14 protein-coding genes and 1 pseudogene are annotated in these 17,610 nt (G+C 69.7%); 9 read left to right on the forward strand and 6 right to left on the reverse strand.

Going from position 1 to position 17,610, the window contains the following annotated elements; translation table 11 throughout:
* The first annotated feature begins 100 nt into the window (after nucleotides 1–100).
* Nucleotides 101–2,911 carry a glycoside hydrolase N-terminal domain-containing protein gene (locus tag ABZS69_RS58580; RefSeq protein WP_355390898.1) on the forward strand — a complete coding sequence of 937 codons (2,811 nt, stop codon included), beginning with the start codon at nucleotides 101–103 and terminating at the stop codon, nucleotides 2,909–2,911.
* Nucleotides 2,912–3,122: 211 nt separating this feature from the next.
* Here ABZS69_RS58580 and ABZS69_RS58585 read toward each other — a convergent pair whose 3' ends face one another.
* A complete protein-coding gene (locus ABZS69_RS58585) occupies nucleotides 3,123–4,130 on the reverse strand; it encodes a LacI family DNA-binding transcriptional regulator (RefSeq protein ID WP_355390901.1) in 1,008 nt (335 codons plus the stop codon).
* Between the two features lie 138 nt (nucleotides 4,131–4,268).
* Here ABZS69_RS58585 and ABZS69_RS58590 point away from each other — a divergent pair, with 138 nt between their 5' ends.
* A complete protein-coding gene (locus ABZS69_RS58590; RefSeq protein WP_355390904.1) occupies nucleotides 4,269–5,555 on the forward strand; it encodes a glycoside hydrolase in 1,287 nt (428 codons plus the stop codon).
* Here the strand turns inward: ABZS69_RS58590 and ABZS69_RS58595 are convergent.
* From ABZS69_RS58595 to ABZS69_RS58610, 4 genes are all read right to left on the reverse strand, one after another.
* Nucleotides 5,512–6,282: a cupin domain-containing protein gene (locus ABZS69_RS58595; protein ID WP_355390907.1), complete on the reverse strand. Its 771-nt coding sequence runs from the start codon at nucleotides 6,280–6,282 to the stop codon at nucleotides 5,512–5,514. The genes ABZS69_RS58590 and ABZS69_RS58595 overlap by 44 nt on opposite strands.
* On the reverse strand, nucleotides 6,279–7,187 hold the full coding sequence (locus tag ABZS69_RS58600; RefSeq protein ID WP_355390910.1) for a PmoA family protein: 909 nt from the start codon (nucleotides 7,185–7,187) through the stop codon (nucleotides 6,279–6,281). Before ABZS69_RS58600 ends, ABZS69_RS58595 begins: the two co-directional genes overlap by 4 nt.
* Nucleotides 7,180–8,313, reverse strand: coding sequence for a Gfo/Idh/MocA family oxidoreductase (locus ABZS69_RS58605; RefSeq protein ID WP_355390913.1), 1,134 nt, complete (start codon nucleotides 8,311–8,313; stop codon nucleotides 7,180–7,182). The genes ABZS69_RS58600 and ABZS69_RS58605 overlap by 8 nt, the downstream gene beginning before the upstream one ends.
* Before the next feature lie 106 nt (nucleotides 8,314–8,419).
* The gene (locus ABZS69_RS58610) at nucleotides 8,420–9,451 is read right to left on the reverse strand and encodes a LacI family DNA-binding transcriptional regulator (RefSeq protein WP_355390916.1); all 1,032 of its coding nucleotides are present in this window, start codon (nucleotides 9,449–9,451) and stop codon (nucleotides 8,420–8,422) included.
* A gap of 176 nt (nucleotides 9,452–9,627) precedes the next feature.
* Between ABZS69_RS58610 and ABZS69_RS58615 the strand changes: the two genes are divergently transcribed.
* The 4 genes from ABZS69_RS58615 to ABZS69_RS58630 all read left to right on the forward strand — a co-directional run bounded on the left by ABZS69_RS58615 (nucleotide 9,628) and on the right by ABZS69_RS58630 (nucleotide 14,085).
* Complete coding sequence (locus ABZS69_RS58615; protein ID WP_355390919.1) at nucleotides 9,628–10,989, forward strand: hypothetical protein; 1,362 nt, start codon at nucleotides 9,628–9,630, stop codon at nucleotides 10,987–10,989.
* A gap of 8 nt (nucleotides 10,990–10,997) precedes the next feature.
* Entirely contained in the window at nucleotides 10,998–11,924 is a 927-nt protein-coding gene (locus ABZS69_RS58620) for a sugar ABC transporter permease (RefSeq protein ID WP_355390922.1), read from the forward strand.
* Entirely contained in the window at nucleotides 11,921–12,745 is an 825-nt protein-coding gene (locus ABZS69_RS58625; protein WP_355390925.1) for a carbohydrate ABC transporter permease, read from the forward strand. Before ABZS69_RS58620 ends, ABZS69_RS58625 begins: the two co-directional genes overlap by 4 nt.
* A 188-nt stretch (nucleotides 12,746–12,933) precedes the next feature.
* A complete protein-coding gene (locus ABZS69_RS58630) occupies nucleotides 12,934–14,085 on the forward strand; it encodes a glycoside hydrolase family 68 protein (RefSeq protein ID WP_355390928.1) in 1,152 nt (383 codons plus the stop codon).
* Between the two features lie 23 nt (nucleotides 14,086–14,108).
* Here the strand turns inward: ABZS69_RS58630 and ABZS69_RS58635 are convergent, their stop codons facing one another.
* Nucleotides 14,109–14,924 carry an SDR family oxidoreductase gene (locus ABZS69_RS58635; RefSeq protein ID WP_355390931.1) on the reverse strand — a complete coding sequence of 272 codons (816 nt, stop codon included), beginning with the start codon at nucleotides 14,922–14,924 and terminating at the stop codon, nucleotides 14,109–14,111.
* A gap of 166 nt (nucleotides 14,925–15,090) precedes the next feature.
* On the opposite strand from ABZS69_RS58635, the gene ABZS69_RS58640 reads away from it, so the two are divergent.
* From ABZS69_RS58640 to ABZS69_RS58650, 3 genes and pseudogenes are all read left to right on the forward strand, one after another.
* Complete coding sequence (locus ABZS69_RS58640; RefSeq protein ID WP_355390934.1) at nucleotides 15,091–15,705, forward strand: helix-turn-helix domain-containing protein; 615 nt, start codon at nucleotides 15,091–15,093, stop codon at nucleotides 15,703–15,705.
* Between the two features lie 274 nt (nucleotides 15,706–15,979).
* The gene (locus ABZS69_RS58645) at nucleotides 15,980–17,026 is read left to right on the forward strand and encodes a LacI family DNA-binding transcriptional regulator (RefSeq protein ID WP_355390936.1); all 1,047 of its coding nucleotides are present in this window, start codon (nucleotides 15,980–15,982) and stop codon (nucleotides 17,024–17,026) included.
* A gap of 404 nt (nucleotides 17,027–17,430) precedes the next feature.
* Nucleotides 17,431–17,610: pseudogene (locus ABZS69_RS58650) on the forward strand (hypothetical protein); the annotation flags it as partial.

The raw sequence follows: 17,610 nt of genomic DNA on the forward strand, positions 1-17,610 counted from the left end.
CGACAACCGGCGATGGCAACTCATGCGGGTCGGCCGGCAGACACCGCGTGCCGACCTGTAGGGAACGAGAAGTGAGATGTCTGATTTATCCAGAAGGCAAGTGTTGAGATTCGGCGCGGCCGGAGCCGGCGCCGCAGTGTTGCCGTCGCAATGGACGGCCACCGCCCGGGCCGCCTCGGCGCCCCCTCCCGAGGTGAACGACCTGGCCCTGTGGTACGACGAGAGCGCCGGCATGGACTGGCTGAGAGCACTGCCGATCGGCAACGGCCGCCTGGGCGCCATGGTGTTCGGCAACGTCGATACCGAGCGGTTGCAGCTCAACGAGGACACGGTCTGGGCGGGTGGACCGTACGACCAGAGCAATCCAAGAGGGGCGGCGGCACTGGGACAGATCCGGCAACTGGTCTTCCAGAACCAGTGGAGCCAGGCCCAGACCATGATCGACCAGAACCTGCGGGGAACCCCGGTGGGCCAGCTGGCCTACCAGCCCGTCGGCGATCTGCGCCTCAGCTTCGGCAACGCTGCCGGGGTTTCGGAGTACAACCGCTACCTGGACCTGACCACGGCCACCACGGCCGTTTCCTATCTGCAGAACGGCGTACGGTACCGGCGCGAGGTGCTCGCGAGTGCGCCGGACCAGGTGATCGCCATCCGCCTCACCGCGGACAGACCCGGCTCGATCACGTTCTCCGCGACGTTCGACAGCCCTCAGAGGACGACCCGCTCCAGCCCGGACGGGACCACGGCGGCACTCGACGGCATCTCGGGCGACATGGAAGGAGTGACGGGTTCGGTCCGTTTCCTGGCGCTGGCCCGGGCCGTCGTCGAAGGCGGCAGCGTCAGCAGCTCCGGCGGCACGCTGCAGGTGAGATCGGCCGACAGCGCGACGGTGCTCATCTCCATCGGCTCCAGCTACCTCAACTTCCGCGACGTCGGCGGCGACTACCAGAGCATCGCGCGGCGCCACCTCGACGCCGCCGCCGGCAGAACGTACGACGACCTGCGCAGCCGGCACGTCGCCGACTACCGGCGGCTGTTCGGGCGCACGACGCTCGACCTCGGCCGCACCGCGGCGGCCGACCAGCCGACCGACGTGCGGATCGCGCAGCACGCGAACACCGACGACCCGCAGTTCTCAGCGCTGCTGTTCCAGTACGGCCGATACCTGCTGATCTCCTCCTCGCGGCCGGGTACCCAGCCGGCCAACCTGCAGGGCATCTGGAATGATTCGCTGACGCCGGCGTGGGACTCGAAATACACCATCAACGCCAACCTGCCCATGAACTACTGGCCGGCCGACACGACGAACCTGTCAGAGTGTTATGAGCCGGTGTTCAAGATGGTCGACGAGCTCGCGGTCAGCGGCGCCCGCACGGCCCGGGTGCAGTACAACGCCGGCGGCTGGGTGACCCACCACAACACCGACGCGTGGCGGGGAACGTCCGTCGTCGACGGCGCGTTGTGGGGCATGTGGCAGACCGGCGGCGCGTGGCTGGCCACCCTCATCTGGGACCACTACACCTTCACCGGCGATCTGGAGTTCCTCCGGCAGCACTACCCCGCGATGAAAGGCGCCGCACAGTTCTTCCTCGAGACTCTCGTGGAGGAACCGAGCCTCAGGTATCTGGTCACGAATCCGTCGAACTCCCCGGAACTGGCCCACCACGCGGGCGTCAGCGTCTGCGCCGGCCCGACGATGGACAACCAGATCCTGCGTGACCTGTTCGACGGCTGCGCCAAGGCCGGCCAGGCGCTCGGCGTCGACGCCGACTTCCGGGCGCGGGTCCTTGCCGCCCGAGACCGGCTCCCGCCGATGAAGACCGGCTCGCGCGGCAACATTCAGGAGTGGCTGTACGACTGGGTCGAGACGGAGCCTGCCCACCGGCACATCTCCCATCTCTACGGCCTGCATCCCAGCAACCAGATCACCAAACGCGGCACCCCGGCGCTGCACACCGCCGCGCGGCGGACGCTCGAACTGCGCGGTGACGACGGGACCGGCTGGTCACTCGCCTGGAAGGTCAACTATTGGGCGCGGATGGAGGAAGGCGGCCGGGCGCACACGCTGCTCCGCCTCCTCGTGACGACGGCCCGGCTGGCGCCGAACATGTTCGACCTGCATCCCCCGTTCCAGATCGACGGCAACTTCGGCGCCACGTCCGGCATCGCCGAGATGCTGCTGCAGAGCCACAACGGCGAACTGCACGTGCTGCCGGCACTGCCGGCCGCCTGGCCGAACGGGCGGGTCCAAGGTCTTCGGGGACGCGGGGGATACACCGTCGACACGACGTGGAGCTCCGGCGGCGCCACCGAGATTCTCGTCAGGTTCGACCGCGGCGGGACGGTGAACGTGCGCAGCCGCATGTTCACCGGGACCTACCAGGTGGTCGACGCCACGACCGGCGGTGCCGTCAGCGTCACCAAACCCGAGTCCGACGTCATCGGACTGACCGGCCAAGCCGGCCGCACGTACCGGGTGACGACGTCCGGCACGTCAACGGGTTACGTACGGATCGCCAACGTCACCACCGGCCTGGTGCTGGACAGCGGCGGCAACGTCGCCTCCGGCTCGGTGCTCAAACAGTGGAGCTACAACGGCAGCACCAACCTGCAGTGGCAGCTCCTGGACCTGGGCGGCGGCTGGTACCGCATCGTGAACCGGACCAACGGCATGGTCATCGACAGCTGGGGCGACACCGCCAACGGCGCCAACGCCCGGCAGTCGGCCTGGAACGGCGGCGACAACCAGCAGTGGCGCCTCAACAGCATGGGGAACGGCCGCCACCAGATCATCAACCGGGGCACCAACACCGCCCTGGACGGCATGGGCAGCAACACCGCCGGCTCCACGGTGGCCATGTGGACGCCGAACAGCAGCACCAACTGCCAATGGACCATCACGGGTGTGTGACGGACCGAGAGGTCATCGCAAAGGACTTGGGACTGTACGGGCACAGCTGGGTGATGGCTTGCCCGGCGGGGAACGGCACCGGCGGAGCCACGTCGCCCGGCGCCGTCCCGGCGACTGCCGGTCCCCGACGGTTACGACGACAGCCACCCTCACCGGCTGGTCTTCGGGTTCCGCTGGTGGGGCGGCACCGCCACCGAGTTCCAGCGGCACTCTAGACGTGGACCGGTGGTGGACCCACCGTCTCGCGCACGATCACCCGATTGATCGATCGCGAGGGGGAGTCCGGCGCCGGCTCGCCCCGGACTTCCGCGATGAGCTTGGCCATGGCTTCCCGCCCTTGAACCTCGCGATCGATGGCCACGGTGGAGAGCGACGGGGTGGCGAAGCGCCCCAACTCCTCGTCGTCCCAGCCGAACACGCTGACGTCATCGGGAACGCGCCAGCCTCGCGAGAGCGCTCCTCGTACGGCGCCCATGGCCACGTGGTCGTTCGCGGCGACGATGGCGGTCACGCCGCTTCCTTCTGGCAGGCCCCGGACGGCGTCGTAGCCGGACTGAGGGCTCCAGTCCCCGAGGGCGATGCCGTACGACGTGAGCCCGTAGTGCGTGATCGTTTGTTCGTAGAGCAGTTTGCGATTGCGGGCGGAGGCGAAAGTCTGCGTGCCTGCGATGTGGAAGAAGACTTTGTGACCCAAGGACGCGAGGTATTCGATGATCTCGCGGACAGGAGAGGCGTCCGCGAGTTCGTTGACGCCGCGAAGGTTGTCGTCGTAGTCACCGGTGACGACGATGGGGACCGTCGACCCCGCGGGGTCGATCTCGAGGGGCGTCAAGGACAGGATGCCCTCGACCTGCCCCGAGCCCGCGAGTTCGAGGATTCGCTCCGTCCTGGCGCGGGGGTCGCCCTCCATGCTGACGACCTCCAGTTGGAAGCCCTCGGCGTGAGCGGCCGTGGAGGCGGCACTGAGCAGGCGTACCGGCCACAGATAGGTGGAGGCGGGGAGGGTGATCGCCAGCCGGTTCGTGTGCCGCGTGCGCATGGAGCGCGCGACCAGGTTGGGCCGGTAGTTGAGCTCTTGGACGACCAGGTCGATCTTCTTGCGGGTCTCCGGCTTCAGACCTTCGTTGTGGCGGAAGTATCGGGAGACCGTCTGGTGAGAAACGCCTGCTCGCCGGGCCACCTCGTGGATCGTGACGCGCGGCGTCTGCGACTCGCCCAAGGGACCCCCTTTCCTCGCTCCTTTCGAGACAGCCTAGCGTTGACATGAAAGTGATCGATCACTAATCTGCGGCGCAGGACGCCCTGTCGAGGCCCCACAGCGAACGATTCCCACGCCGCGGACTGAAATGATCACCTGATGAACGAACCCCGGTCAGCCGATCCACCGGCGATCACGATCAACGATCGAGTCCGGCACCAGACCATCGACGGGTTCGGGGTCTCCACGGCGTTCCGGCGGAACGAACTGATCAGGGCTCTCCCGGAGGACAAGCAGCGGGAGATCCTCGACCTGTGGTTCAGCCGCGAGAAGGGCGCCGGGCTCAGCATTCTGCGGCTCGGCATCGGCTCGGCCCCGGCGGGCAGCCCGTACGACGAGATGGTGTCGATCCAGCCCGAGGACCCCGGCGGCCCGGACGCCCCGCCCGAGTACGTGTGGGACGGCGACGACAACAGCCAGGTGTGGCTGGCCAAGGCCGCGCAGGAGTACGGCGTGCGGCGCTTCTTCGCCGTCGCCTGGAGCGCGCCCGGCTACATGAAGGACACCGGCGAGGACAGGAACGGCGGCAGGCTGAAGCCGGAGTGGCAGCGTGCCTACGCGAATTACCTGGTGCAGTACACGAGGTTCTACGCGCGGGAAGGCATCCGGATCACCGACCTGGGGTTCGCGAACGAGCCCGACTGGACGGCCCCGTACGCCTCCATGCGCTTCACCCCCGAGGAGGCCGCCCAGTTCGTCAAGGTGCTCGGCCCGATCGCCTCGGGCCTGCGGCTGGTGTGCTGCGAGTCGGTCGGCTGGACGGAGGCCAGGGCGTACACGGCCGCGATCGAGGCCGACGCCGAGGCCCGTCGCTGGGTGAAGGTCCACACCGGGCACGGCTACGCCACCCCGGTGGACTCCCCGCTGCCGACGGAACGGCCGACGTGGATGTCGGAGTGGCATCCCAACGGCACCAGCTGGAACGAGAACTGGTACGACGGCAGCGGCTCCGACGGCTTCACGATCGCCCTGGCCGTACACGACGCGCTCACCCTCGGCCACGTCTCCGGCTATGTCTACTGGCTGGGCGCTTCCGTCGGGAACACCCGGGCGTTGCTGCTGATCGACGAGGCGGCCGGGACCTACCGGGTCTCCAAGCGGCTGTGGGCGCTGGCAGCCTACAGCAGCTTCGTCAGACCCGGCGCGGTCAGACTCGAGACGGCGGTCACGAAGCCCGCCTTGAAGGCGTCAGCGTTCCGCAACCCCGACGGCTCCCAGGTCGTCGCGGTCCTCAACACCGGCATGACCCCCGTGACCTGGGAGGGAGTGGGCGGCGAGGTCGCGGCCTACCTGACCGACGAGGACGAGTCACTCGGACCCGTCCCCGTGACGGACGGGTCGGTCACGCTCCTGCCGCGCGCCCTGACCACGATCGTTCTTGGCTGACCTCGGACGGATGCAGGGGCGTCCAGGTTTGGAGCCGTCCGCACATGCCGAACGCCCGGGGCCCAGGTCTGGGCGTGGTACGGACGACGGCGGCCTGCCCGAGGTGGGCGGGGTCGCCGTCGGCGATGGCCGCGAGCTGCCGGCGGGTGCGTTCGGTCTCGGCCTCGACGGTCCCGCTCCACAGCTCCGCCCACGATTCGGCCCGTGGGCGGACGAGCGCGGCGGCGAGGCGATGGAAGTCCGCCAGCGCCTGGTCGCCGCGCTCGTTCACCTCCTTCATGAGCTGCTGGAAGCCGGTGATGGCGAGGTCGCGCCGAGTGCGGGCGGCCGCCGCGCGCTCGGCCTCCGAGCCGTCCGCCGGCAGCGTGGCGGCGGCGAGGTAGGCGTCACGGTCGCGCAGGACGTCGGCGGGGAAGGTGAGGACGGCGTCGCCGGCCTCGGGCAGCCCCGCGTTCTGCATGATCACGATCAGCCGCAGCTCCTCCTCGTTGACCAGGCGGTGGATCGTGCCGGGGGAGAACCACAGCACCGTGCCCGCTTCGAGCCGGTCCCGGGCGAAGCCCGCGGCGCTGAGGGTGTGCACCTCCCCGCGGCCTCCGGTCACGACATACGCCTCGGTCGAGACGGTGTGCAGGTGCGGGGTGCCGCCATGGACGCCGTCGGCGCATTCCCAGTCGTAGACCGCCAGGTCGCTGATCGAGGTGCCGCCGGGGAAGAGCGGGGTCACAGGGCGAACTCCGCGCCGAGGTCGTCGAGTTCCGCGCGCTCGCAGATGCGGTCGATGAAGACGTAGCGGTGTGTCAGGTCGAGAGTGTCGCCGTCGGCCAGCGCGATCTCCTCGTCGAAGGAGGGGGAGGGGCTGATCACGGCGAACGCCTCCTTGCGGACGAACCACTTGATCGGCACCGACGCGCTGGAGTGGCCGGCGACGGCCAGCACGGTGCCGCCGCCGTCGATCTCGTCGTGCTGACCCGTGATGGCGAGCCAGGGCGCCTCGGCGCCCATCATCTCCTCGCCGCCCTTCCCGCCGGCGGCGATGATCGTCCCGCCGGTCCAGGACCGGGGGCCACGCCAGAAGAAGCCCGCGTATCCGGCCAGCGGGCGGCCGTGCGTGGTGGGGCTGCCGAACTCGAGAGTGGCGCCGCGGACGTTGAGCAGTTTCGTCGAGAAGTCCAGCGCCCAGATGCCGCGTTCGGCGTCCACGCCGTGGAAGGCCAGGTGGCGCTGTTCGGTGATCCAGTGCTCGCCCGCCGACGAGACCCAGTGCAGGGTCTCGTCGATCGCCACCCGCTCCCCGTCGGCGGAGACGCCGGGGAAGTCGATGTGGTGCATGTGGCCGAGGTTGTCGCGCCAGTGGTAGTTCTTCTCCACCGAGAACGTGGGGCCGCCCCAGAAGTTCTGCCCGGACAGGTGGGCCCAGGTCATCTGCAGGCCCTTGTGCCAGCGGTGGTCCCACGGGCGGTAGACCGACATGGGGGCGCCGGTGAGGCTGCGGATGGGGTGGAGGTACGGCTTGGGCGCCTCGGCGTCGGGCGCGTCCGGCCGGTAGACGTACTGTGCGATGTCGGCGTCGCCGGCGGTGACGATCAGGGAATCGTCCTCGTCGCGGACGCTGAGCTTGGGTTCAGGCATGGTCGGACTCCTGGTGCTGGAGGCGGCTGAGGGCGGTCGGCAGGTCGCCGCCGTTGAGCGAGTGGTAGAAGGGGTTCGTCTCGTCGAGTTCGGCCCGGGTGACGGGACGTCCCGTGATGGCGGACTGGTACATGGCCGTGATCAGCTCCATGACGCGCCTGCCGTCGGCGCCGCTCGCCGGGGGCCGCTCCCCGGCTGACATGGCGGTCAGCAGCGTGGCGAGCTGGGCGCGGTGGGAGCTGCCGGTGTTCTCGGCCGGTGCCCAGCCGGCGATCCTGTCCTGGTCGGTGACATGCGGGGCGGGCGTCCAGCGCCAGTGGGAGTTGTCGTAGCCGTAGAGGTGCTCGACCTCGACGGTGGCGTCGCTGAAGTCGAAGCGCAGGTAGCTCGTCTCGCGGGGGGACAGCACGCTGTTCACGATCGAGCCGACGGCGCCGGAGGCGAACCGGACGATCGCGAACGACACGTCCTCGGTCTCGACCCGGCGGCCGAGCGTCGCCGCCACGGCGTGCACCTCGTGCCAGTCGCCGAGCAGGCTGAGCAGGAGATCCATCTGGTGGATGCCATGGCCCATGGTCGGGCCGCCGCCCTCGGTCTCCCACTTGCCGCGCCACGGCACCTCGAAGTAGTCGTGGCCGCGGTACCACAGCGTGTTGCACACGGCGACGAGCGGCGCACCCAGCTCGCCGTCGCCGATGTGCCGGCGCAGCCGCTGGGCCGCGCTGCCGAAGCGGTGCTGGAAGACATAGCCGGCGTACGGGCCGCCGTCCTTCTCGTGGGCGGTGATCTCGTCGTACTCGGCCAGCGACAGCGTCGGCGGCTTCTCGCACCAGACCCACGCGCCGGCGTCCAGGCCGGCGATCACCGCCTCCCGGTGCGCCACCGGCGGGGTTGCGACGACGACCAGGTCGGGGCTCTCCCGCGCCAGCAGGTCCGCCACGTCTGTGTAGCGGCCCGGGATGCCGTGGGATTCGGCCAGCTCGTTCGCGCGGGCGGAGTCGACGTCGCACACGGCCACGACCTGCACCGCGTCGCCGGCCGCGGCCAGGGCGGGAAGGTGGCTGATTCTCGCGATGCCCCCGGCGCCGACGACGGCGACGCGGATCGGGGACGGAAACGCAGGCATGAACACTCCCTCGGACGGCCAAAAAGTGATCGATCACTTTTTCTCGGCCAACTTAGTTTCGATCACGCCGGGGTGTCAACGCCCGCCTGGTCTCCCTGGAGGGCCTTCAGCCGAGGGGTGACGGCGCGACGGACTCGCGGCTGCGTACGGGCATCGGAACCCGGTGCACCTCGCCCACCCGGTCGCCGTCCGTGCGGTCGCGGTCGATCTCGGCGAACAGCACGTCGACGGCCTTGCGGCCCAGCTCGTAATGGGGCAGTGCCACGGTGGTCAGCTTGGGACGCATCCACGAGGCGATGGGATGGTCGTCGAAGGAGACGACGGAGACGTCGGCGGGCACCTTGAGCCCGAAGTCGTCGAGTGCCTGGTAGGCGCCCATGGCGATGCGGTCGTTGAAGCAGATCAGCGCGCGCGGCTGGGCGGTGCGCAGGAGGTCGCGGGTCGCGGCGAGGCCGTATTCGGGCTGCCAGTCGAGGCAGGTACGAGCGCCCGCCACCTTGACCCCCACCTCGCCGAGCGCCTCGCGGATGCCGACCAGCCGCTCCACCGCCGCGACGCTCTCCGCGGGCACGTCGCGCAGGCCCGGACCGGCGCCGATCAGGTAGATGCCGTCGCGGTGGCCGGCCTCGAGCAGGATGCGGGCGGCGCGGCGGCCGGCCTCGACCTCGTCGGGAAGGACGGCGGGCAGGGGAGTGGGCTGCTTGGGCAGCGCGTTGAGCAGCACGGCGGGCGTGGCCGTGATGGTCTTGGGCACCTTGATGGTCCTGGTGAACATCGAGGCCAGGACGAGCCCGTCCACCTGGCGGTCATGCATGGCCTGCAGCAGGAGGCTTTCGAGCTCGGCTTCGCCTTCGGTCTCACCGATGAACAACATGAAGCCGCGGTCACGGGCGGCCTCGAGCGCTCCCTTGATCATGTCGCCGGCCAGCCGCGAGGTGGCGATGGTGTCGGAGATGAAGCCGATCGTCCGGGTGGTGCCCGTGCGCAGGCCGACGGAGACGATGTTGGGCCGGTACTGCAACTCCTCGGCCGCTTTCAGCACCCGCTGCTCGACGTCCTGAGAAATGCGCAGCTCACGGCCGCGGCCGGACAGGACAAGCGATGCGGTCGTGCGGGAGACACCGGCAGCCTTGGCCACATCCGCCAAGGTGACCCGTCGTGGGCTCACCCAGGACCTCCGATCGTCAAGAGTGGGTTACGGGGGGTTGACATCGTACGAGACGCACCGTGAGACTAACGGGCGCTAACCCGATTTAGCAACGGAGTCGGGACATCAGCCTGTGCCGATTGTCCCAGGCAACAGAGGAGATGCACATGGCTCGTCGAGGTCGCTCCGGCAGGTCCGGGGCCGCGCTGGTGATCGCCATGGGGACGCTGGCCGCCGCCTGCGCGGCTCCCGGCAGCAACAGCCCGCAGCCCGCGGCCACCAGCGCGTCGGCCCCGTCCGCGGCGCCCACCTGCGGTACGGCGCCGATCACCATGAACGGCTACTTCGAGACCGGTTTCCCGCTGCCCAAGGCGCTGACCACCGAGTTCACCAAGCAGCACCCGAACGTCACCTGGAACATCCGCGAGGACCAGTTCGCGGTGATCACGCAGAACGCCCCCCGCGTGCTGGCGGACAACCCGCCCGACCTGATGCGCCTGCCCCAGGTCTCCGAGCTGGTCAAGGACAACCTGCTGAAGAACCTCGACGGCTACGCGAAGGTGTTCGGCTGGGACAAGTGGCCGGCCTCGCAGCTCGAGCAGCTGCGCCTCGGCCCGGGCGGGCGGCCGCGCGGCGAGGGCTCGCTGTACGCCCTGGGCCTCAACTTCAGCATGACCGGGATCTTCTACAACAAGAAGCTCGCCGCGAAGATCGGGATGTCCGCGCCGCCCGCCACGCTGGCCGAGCTCGACGCGCTGCTGGACAAGGCCAAGAAGGCGGGCATCACGCCCATCGTGCAGTTCAACGGCGGCGCCACCGGCGGCCTGGCGTTCCCGCTGCAGGACCTCATGGCCTCCTACGGCCCGGCCGCCCCGATCAACGACTGGATCTTCCAGAAGCCCGGCGCCACCATCGACACCCCGTCGAACCTGCAGGCCGCTCAGCACCTGGAACGGTGGATCAAGGCGGGCTACTTCCAGAAGGACGTCAACGCGGTCGACTACGCGACGATGATGAGCCGCTTCATCGACGGCCAGGGGCTGTTCATGTTCAACGGCGACTGGGAGTCCGGCAACCTCGACAAGCAGATGCCGGGCGACGTCGGCTTCTCCCTGATGCCGCCGGCGCAGCAGGGCGGCAAGCGGGCCGCCATGTCGGCGCCCCTCACCTTCGGGATCGCCGCGAACGCCAAGAACGCCGACTGCGCCGCCTTCTTCCTCAACTGGGTGGCCACGGACAAGCGGGCCCGCGAGATCGGCGTCGAGGTCGGCGGCTCGCGTCCGATGGGTCCCGCCGACGCGTACATGCCCGAGGTGGCCGCGGACAAGGTCACCGCCGGCACGCTGGCGGCCGGGGCGGACATCTCCAAGGACAACGGCGCGATGGACTTCATCGCCAACGCCACCGGCGCCATCTACGCCAAGAGCTGGACGCCCCAGCTGCAGAAGCTGGTCGCCGGACAGCAGAAGCCGCAGGAACTGCTGAAGACGGTCCAGGCCGACTACGCCGGCCAGCTCGAAGGGAACTGAAGCAGGTGGTGACCCGCTCCGCCGGCGCCCGATCCCCGCACCGGCGGCCGGTCGCGGCCAGGCTGCGTGACACGCGCGGCCTGGTCGGCTGGCTGTTCGTCGCGCCGGCATTCGCCTTCTACGCGGTCTTCGTCCTGCGTCCGATTGCCCTGACGTTCCAGTACTCGCTGTACGAGTGGGACGGCATCGGGCCGTCCACCTGGGTCGGTCTGGCCAACTTCGGGAAGGTCTTCACCGACCCGGACCTGTACGACTCGCTGATCAACGCCGTCAAGCTCATCGTCTTCTTCAGCGCGATCCCGGTCCTGCTGGGCCTGGCGATCGCCGCCACCATCCGGCGCATCGCCCAAAGCCGGCTCGCCCTCGTGGCACGGACCGTTCTCTTCCTGCCACAGGTCATCCCGCTGGTGGCCGCCGGCATCGCCTGGAGCTGGCTGCTGGCCTCCACCGGCGTGATCAACCAGCTGCTCTCGCTCGTCGGCCTCGGCGGGATCACCCGCGCCTGGCTGGGCGATTTCTCCACCGCCCTGCCGGCGGTCGGGATGATCGGCGCATGGGTGCTCCTCGGCCTGTGCACGCTGCTGCTCCTGGCCGGGATGAGCAAGATCGACCCGGCGCTGTACGAGGCCGCCCGGCTGGACGGGGCCGGCCCGTGGAGGGAGTTCGTCTCGATCACCGTCCCCAGCCTGCGGCAGGAGATCGTGGTCTGCGTCACCGTGACCGTGATCGCGGCCCTGGCCAGCTTCGACATCATCTACATCTCCACCCAGGGCGGCCCGGGCAACACGACCATGGTGCCCGGCCTGCAGATCTACTACCTGGCCTTCTCCGAACGCGAGGTCGGCATGGCCTCGGCCCTGGCCCTGGTGCTCATGGTCCTCGTGATCGCCTGCGCCCTTCCCATCCAGTGGTTCACCAAGGAGGGCAACCGATGATCACCTCGTGGCGGGAGTCCTGGACCGGCAGGGTGCTGCTCATCGGCATGATGGCGATCACCATCCTGCCGTTCCTCAGCCTGTTCGTCACCGCCCTGCACCCTTCGGGCACCTACCCGGCCGGGCTGGCCTGGCCGGCCGACCCCCAGTGGGGCAACTTCCTCGCCGCCTTCCGGGCCGCGAACATGGGCGAGCTGCTGAAGTCGAGCGTCCTCATCGTGCTGGGCGTGGTCCCGATCTCGATCGTCCTGGCGACGATGGCCGGCTTCGCCATCGGCCACCTGCGCGTCATCGGCGGCCGCGTGATCTTCCTGCTGTTCGTGCTCGGCCTGGCCCTGCCCTTCGAGGGCATCATCACGCCGCTGTACTACCAGATCCGCGACATGGGACTGCTGAACACGCGCTGGGCGATCATCCTGCCGCTCATCGGCCTGTTCATGCCGTTCTCCGTCTTCTGGATGCGCGCGCACTTCGTCAACATGCCCGGCGAGCTGTCGGAGAGCGCGCGGATGGACGGGGCCAACGTCTGGCAGTTGTTCCGGCGCATCCACGTCCCCCTGGCCATGCCGGCGATCTCGTCACTCGGCATCCTGCTGTTCCTGTGGACCTGGAACCAGTTCCTGCTGGCCATCGTCCTGGTCGACGACCCGACCAAGCGCACCATGTCCGGCGCGCTGGGCGCCTTCCAGGGGCAGTGGGGCACCGACATCCCGCTGCTGTGCGCCGGGTCGCTGCTGATCCTGACGCCCACGCTGGTGATCTTCCTCATCTTCCAGCGGCACTTCGTCAAGGCCCTGCTCCAGGGCTCCCTGAAGGGCTGACGGCGATGAACGTACGGCGGGATCGAGGCGGGCGGGTGCGCGCTCGCCGACACCCGCGGCCGGAACCTCGCGACCCGCGGGAGCGCAGGCGCGGATGAAAGGAAGGTTGTACGCATGCCCACACAAGGGCGACTGAACGCTGCGCCGGATCCGACGGGAGCCGGCCCGCGCCGCGGGTCGGGAGCCGCATGAGCGCCGACCGGCCGGCCCGCTGGACGCGGCGGCACCTGGAGCTGCTCGCCGACGCCGCCGCGACCACGGCACCCGTCATCGATCCCGCGGCCATGCCCCGGATCCTGCCGGACCACGACCTGTGGGACCTGTGGCCCGTCCAGGAGGAAGACGGCTCGACCTGCGTGATCAGCGGTCAGGAGTTGTGGATGGCGCTGTCGGCGCCGATCCTCGGCCACCCCGAAGAGCGCCACGACCAGGCCCGCATCCGCCTGCTCGCCAAGGACGGCGACAGGTGGACGGACCTGGGGCACGCGTTCGCCGACGGCGCCTCGCCGGGCAGCCGCGAATGGTCGGGATCGGCGGTCCGCCGCCCCGACGACACCGTGTCGGTGTTCTACACGGCCGCCGGACGGCGCGGAGAAACGCCCCCGACATTCCGGCAGCGCGTCGTCGAGGCCCGCCCCGCCCTGGTCGCCGACGGCCGCCGGATCCTGCTGGACCCGGGTGCCGAGCACCGTGAGCTCCTCCGCTCGGACGGCCACATGTACCTGCCGGCCGAGGAGATCACCGGGGCGCCGGGACGTATCAGGGCATTTCGCGATCCCGGCTGGTTCCGCGACCCGGCCGACGGGCGCGAATACCTGCTCATCGCCGCGTCCGTCGCGGAAGGCGACCCTTTCAGCGGTGCGATCGCCCTGGCCGAGACCCGGGACGGCGCGTGGTCCCTGCTGCCGCCTCTCGTCGTGGCCGAGGGCGTCAACCATGAGCTGGAACGGCCGCACATCATCGTCCACCGGTCGCGGTACCACCTCTTCTTCTCCACCCAGCGTCACACCTTCCACCCGGCCGACTCCGCGCCCACCGGGCTCTACGGCTTCGTCGCCCCCAGCCTGACGGGACCGTACGAGCCGCTCAACGGCTCCGGGCTCGTACTCCAGAACCCTCGCGCCGAACCGGACCAGGCCTACGCCTGGCTGGTGCTGCCGGACCTCCACGTGGTCAGCTTCGCCAACTACCGATCGTCTCCGGGCGCGGATCTCCGATCCGCGCAGGCCACGCAGGCGCGGGCCGGCTTCGGCGGCACCGTCGCACCGATCCTCAAGCTCGCCTTGAACGGGATGACGACCTCCGTCACCGCCGGCCGAGACCTGGCGACCGGGCGGTAACAGCATCGGCGCCCGCGATCTGCTCAGCCCTGCGCGGCGAGGGAGACGTGCTCCCAGTCGGCCCAGGTCCGCAGGCGCTGGTCGTACAGGGTCTTCACCAGCTGGGTGGGCTGCTCGCCGAAGAGCACCCGCAGCGGCGGGTTGTCGGCGTCGACGATCGTCAGGAGGGCGGAGCCGGCGGCTACGGGGTCGCCGGGGCTCCCGGCGCCTCTTCGGGTAGCCATGGCAGCCCTGATGCCGTCGTAGGCGGGGTCGGGTTCGGCGTGGACGGCGGAGGAGCCGGCCCAGTCGGTGCTGAAGCCGCCGGGTTCGACGAGGGTGACCTTGACGCCGAAGCCGGCGACCTCCTGGGCCAGGGATTCGGTGAGGCCTTCGAGGGCCCACTTGGAGGCGTGGTAGCCGCCGAGGGTGGGGAAGGCGCCGATGCCGCCGATCGTGGAGATCTGGATGATGTGCCCAGAGCCTCGCGCGCGCAGATAGGGCAGGACCGCCTGGGTGACCCAGACCGCGCCGAAGAAGTTGGTCTCCAGCTGGTCGCGCAGACGCTGCTCGTCCAGCTCCTCGACGGCGCCGAACAGGCCGTACCCGGCGTTGTTCACGACGACGTCGATCCGGCCGAGGTGGTCGTGTGCCGCCTCGACGGCCTTGGCGACGGCGCTCTTGTCGGTCACGTCGAGCGGCAGCGGAAGGACGAGGTCGCCGAACCGGGCCACGAGGTCGTCGAGCGTCTGGACGTCGCGGGCCGTCGCCGCCACGTGGTCGCCTCGCTGGAGCGCGGCCTCGACGAACGACCGGCCCAGCCCGCGAGACGCGCCGGTGACGAACCAGATCTTGCTCATGTGTGTCTCCTTTCGGCGTCGACTCGGGAGCAGGTCCCGAGCCGCGCGGAAGCCCTGACCAGGGTGCTGCCGAATATCCGGCCGCCGGTCTTCGGCGCTCACCATACTGCGATTATTAGACTGAGTCTAACTCTAGACATAATCCAAGCAGGTGTAGGCTGCTCTCGTGAACGTCGACTCACCAGACCCTTCCCGGGCGCCGCATGGGCTGCGAGAGCGCAAGAAGTGGCGAGCGCGCCGCGCCATCCGGGAGGCGGCGTTGCAACTGTTCGTCGAGCACGGCTACGAGTCGGTGACTGTCGAGCAGATCGCCGCGGCCGCGGAAGTGTCGCGGGCCACGTTCTTCAACTACTTCGCGGGCAAGGAGGCCACGATCACCGAGCCGGACCCCGACGAGATCGCCGCCTGGGCGGAGATCCGTGCGGGCCGGCCGGTCGATGAGCCGCTGTGGCCGGCTCTCACTGCGGTGATTCTTGAGAGCTTCCGGTCCAGTGAGCGATCGCTGACGGCTCAGAAGCGCATCAAGGCCGCCTCGCCGGCGCTGGCGGGGACCTTCAGCCGCTCAAGCCAGTGGATCGCGCGAGACCTGCGTGAGTGGGTCGACGAGCGGACCCCGGCGGAGCAGCGCCCGTGGGCCCGCCTGCAGCTCAACGTCGCCATGGCGGCGCTGGCGACCGCCTATGAGGAGTGGCGGGCGGACCAGCCCTTCGAGCAGTTCGTGGACACCGCGCGCGCCTACCTGCAGCGACTCGCGGAGGGCGTTCACCCGTCCGGTCGATAACGCGCTGTGCTGCCCACCGGTGACCATTACCTTCGACCTCGGCGGCGATCTGACCGTCCACCGGCTCGGCCACGGCACCATGTGGCTCACCGGGCCCGGCGTGTGGGACGAGCCCGCCGACCGGCCCGGTGCCATCCGGCCACCCCTTGACGGAAGCGGCCGACACCTACAACGTGAAGGCCAACCAGGCCCTGGCTGGGCCAGATGACGGCGCAGGACGCGGCCAAGGGCATCAACGATGAGGCGAAGGCTGCCATCAAGTAGGTTCTGGACCATGGGGGTTACCGGTCACATGCCGCCGAACGACACTCCTCCTGGCCGGTCCGCGAGCATCTGGGATGTCGCCAGGGTGGCCGGTGTCTCCCAGCAGACCGTCTCCCGTGTCATCAACGGCAAGACCCGGGTGAGCGAGTCGACCCGGGCCAAGGTGATGCAGGTCATCGCCGAGCTCGGTTATCGGCCCAACCGGCTCGCGCGGACGCTGGCCGGTGGCCCGGTGAGCTGGGTCACCGTGTTGACCTCGGACACCGCCCTGTTCGGCGCGGCCGCCACGTTGCGGGGCATGGAGGAGGCGGCCAGGGCGGCCGGCTTCTCGGTGGGCATCAGTGTGCTGGAGCCGGGCGCGAACAGCACGGACATCGCCCTGCGGCTCAACCGGCCCCAGGAGCCCGTCATGGTGATCGCCTATGATGACCCCGGGGTGCGGGCGCTGGGCGCGCTGCCGTCGGACGTGCCGGTGACGGCCGCCGTCGAACGGCCTGACGACGGCTCGGGCGGCGACCCGTGGCAGGTCTGGCTGGACGATCGGGCCGCGGCGGCGCACGCGACGCGTCACCTGTTGAGCCTGGGGCACAGGACCGTCCACTACGTGGCCATCCCGTCCTCCACCAGTTCGCTTCCGCAGCGGACCCGCGGGTGGCAGGACGCGTTGCGGGCGACCGGGCGCCCCTTGCCCGACCTTCTGCAGGGCGGCTGGACTCCCCGTTCCGGATACCTCGCGGTGCGTTCTCTGCTGGCGGACCGCTCGGTGACCGCCATCCTGTGCGGCAACGACGACCTCGCGCTGGGCGTCATGCGGGCCGCGCGCGAGGCCGGCCGGGACATCCCCGGCGACCTCAGTGTGGTCGGCTTCGACGACTCCCCGGCGTCGGCTTACCTCCACCCCTCGCTCACCACCGTACGGCTCGACTTCGAGGGGCTCGGCCGGGCGTGTTTCGGCCTGCTGCTCCGCAGGCTGCAATCGGAGGCCGCCCGGTCCCTTCCGACCTGGAACGAGCCGGAGCTCATCGTGCGGGAGAGCAGCGGCCCGCCGCCGGCCTGACGCTCGCCCGCGAGCCGGCGGCCTCCTCCCGTAAGCGCCGTTCCGGCCGGCGGAGGGCACGCGAGCATCCTGGCGCGTCGGCAGCGCCGCGGAGCGAGGGACCATCGGCGCCCGAAGCCGCTCCTGCCCACCGGCGGCCGCCTTGGCGCGCACCCGGCCGAGGGCCTTGAATACAGGCTGTTCAACCACCATGACCGCGTGTTCTCCCACTCTGGGCGCCGTGCGGGGCGCCCGTTGAGTGAAGCGTTCAAGGTGGGAGAGCCTTTGTAGCTCTTCTGGATGTTCTTTGTACGTGGAGCTCCCAATCTTGATCACCGGCAAGAACGCCTCGCAAGATCAACGGTCAAGATTCGCGGCGCCGGCCGGGGCATGGCCCCCTCCGGTGCGCGCAGAAAGGTATCCGCATGAGAACCAGAGGGGTGCTTACGGCTGGGTTCGCCCTGCTCTTCAGCCTCGCATCGGGCCCGGCTGCGACGGCGTGGGCCGCTCCGACGCCGACTCCTTCGCCGTCGTCGACGGCGAAGGAGGATGAGGGGGAGATGGGCAACCCGGCGAACCAGGTGGATGTCCCGCCGGTCTCCACG

Origin of the sequence: Nonomuraea sp. NPDC005650 (assembly GCF_040605375.1) — a bacterium.
In the GTDB taxonomy this organism is placed as follows: Bacteria; Actinomycetota; Actinomycetes; order Streptosporangiales; family Streptosporangiaceae; genus Nonomuraea.

What these genes read in the sequence shown, in the direction of transcription:
- ABZS69_RS58590 (WP_355390904.1), top strand. Translation starts at nt 4,269, where the DNA reads ATGAACGAACCCCGGTCAGCCGATCCACCGGCGATCACGATCAACGAT.
- ABZS69_RS58600 (WP_355390910.1), bottom strand. Translation starts at nt 7,187, where the DNA reads ATGCCTGAACCCAAGCTCAGCGTCCGCGACGAGGACGATTCCCTGATC.
- ABZS69_RS58605 (WP_355390913.1), bottom strand. Translation starts at nt 8,313, where the DNA reads ATGCCTGCGTTTCCGTCCCCGATCCGCGTCGCCGTCGTCGGCGCCGGG.
- ABZS69_RS58615 (WP_355390919.1), top strand. Translation starts at nt 9,628, where the DNA reads ATGGCTCGTCGAGGTCGCTCCGGCAGGTCCGGGGCCGCGCTGGTGATC.
- ABZS69_RS58625 (WP_355390925.1), top strand. Translation starts at nt 11,921, where the DNA reads ATGATCACCTCGTGGCGGGAGTCCTGGACCGGCAGGGTGCTGCTCATC.
- ABZS69_RS58630 (WP_355390928.1), top strand. Translation starts at nt 12,934, where the DNA reads ATGAGCGCCGACCGGCCGGCCCGCTGGACGCGGCGGCACCTGGAGCTG.
- ABZS69_RS58635 (WP_355390931.1), bottom strand. Translation starts at nt 14,924, where the DNA reads ATGAGCAAGATCTGGTTCGTCACCGGCGCGTCTCGCGGGCTGGGCCGG.
- ABZS69_RS58645 (WP_355390936.1), top strand. Translation starts at nt 15,980, where the DNA reads ATGGGGGTTACCGGTCACATGCCGCCGAACGACACTCCTCCTGGCCGG.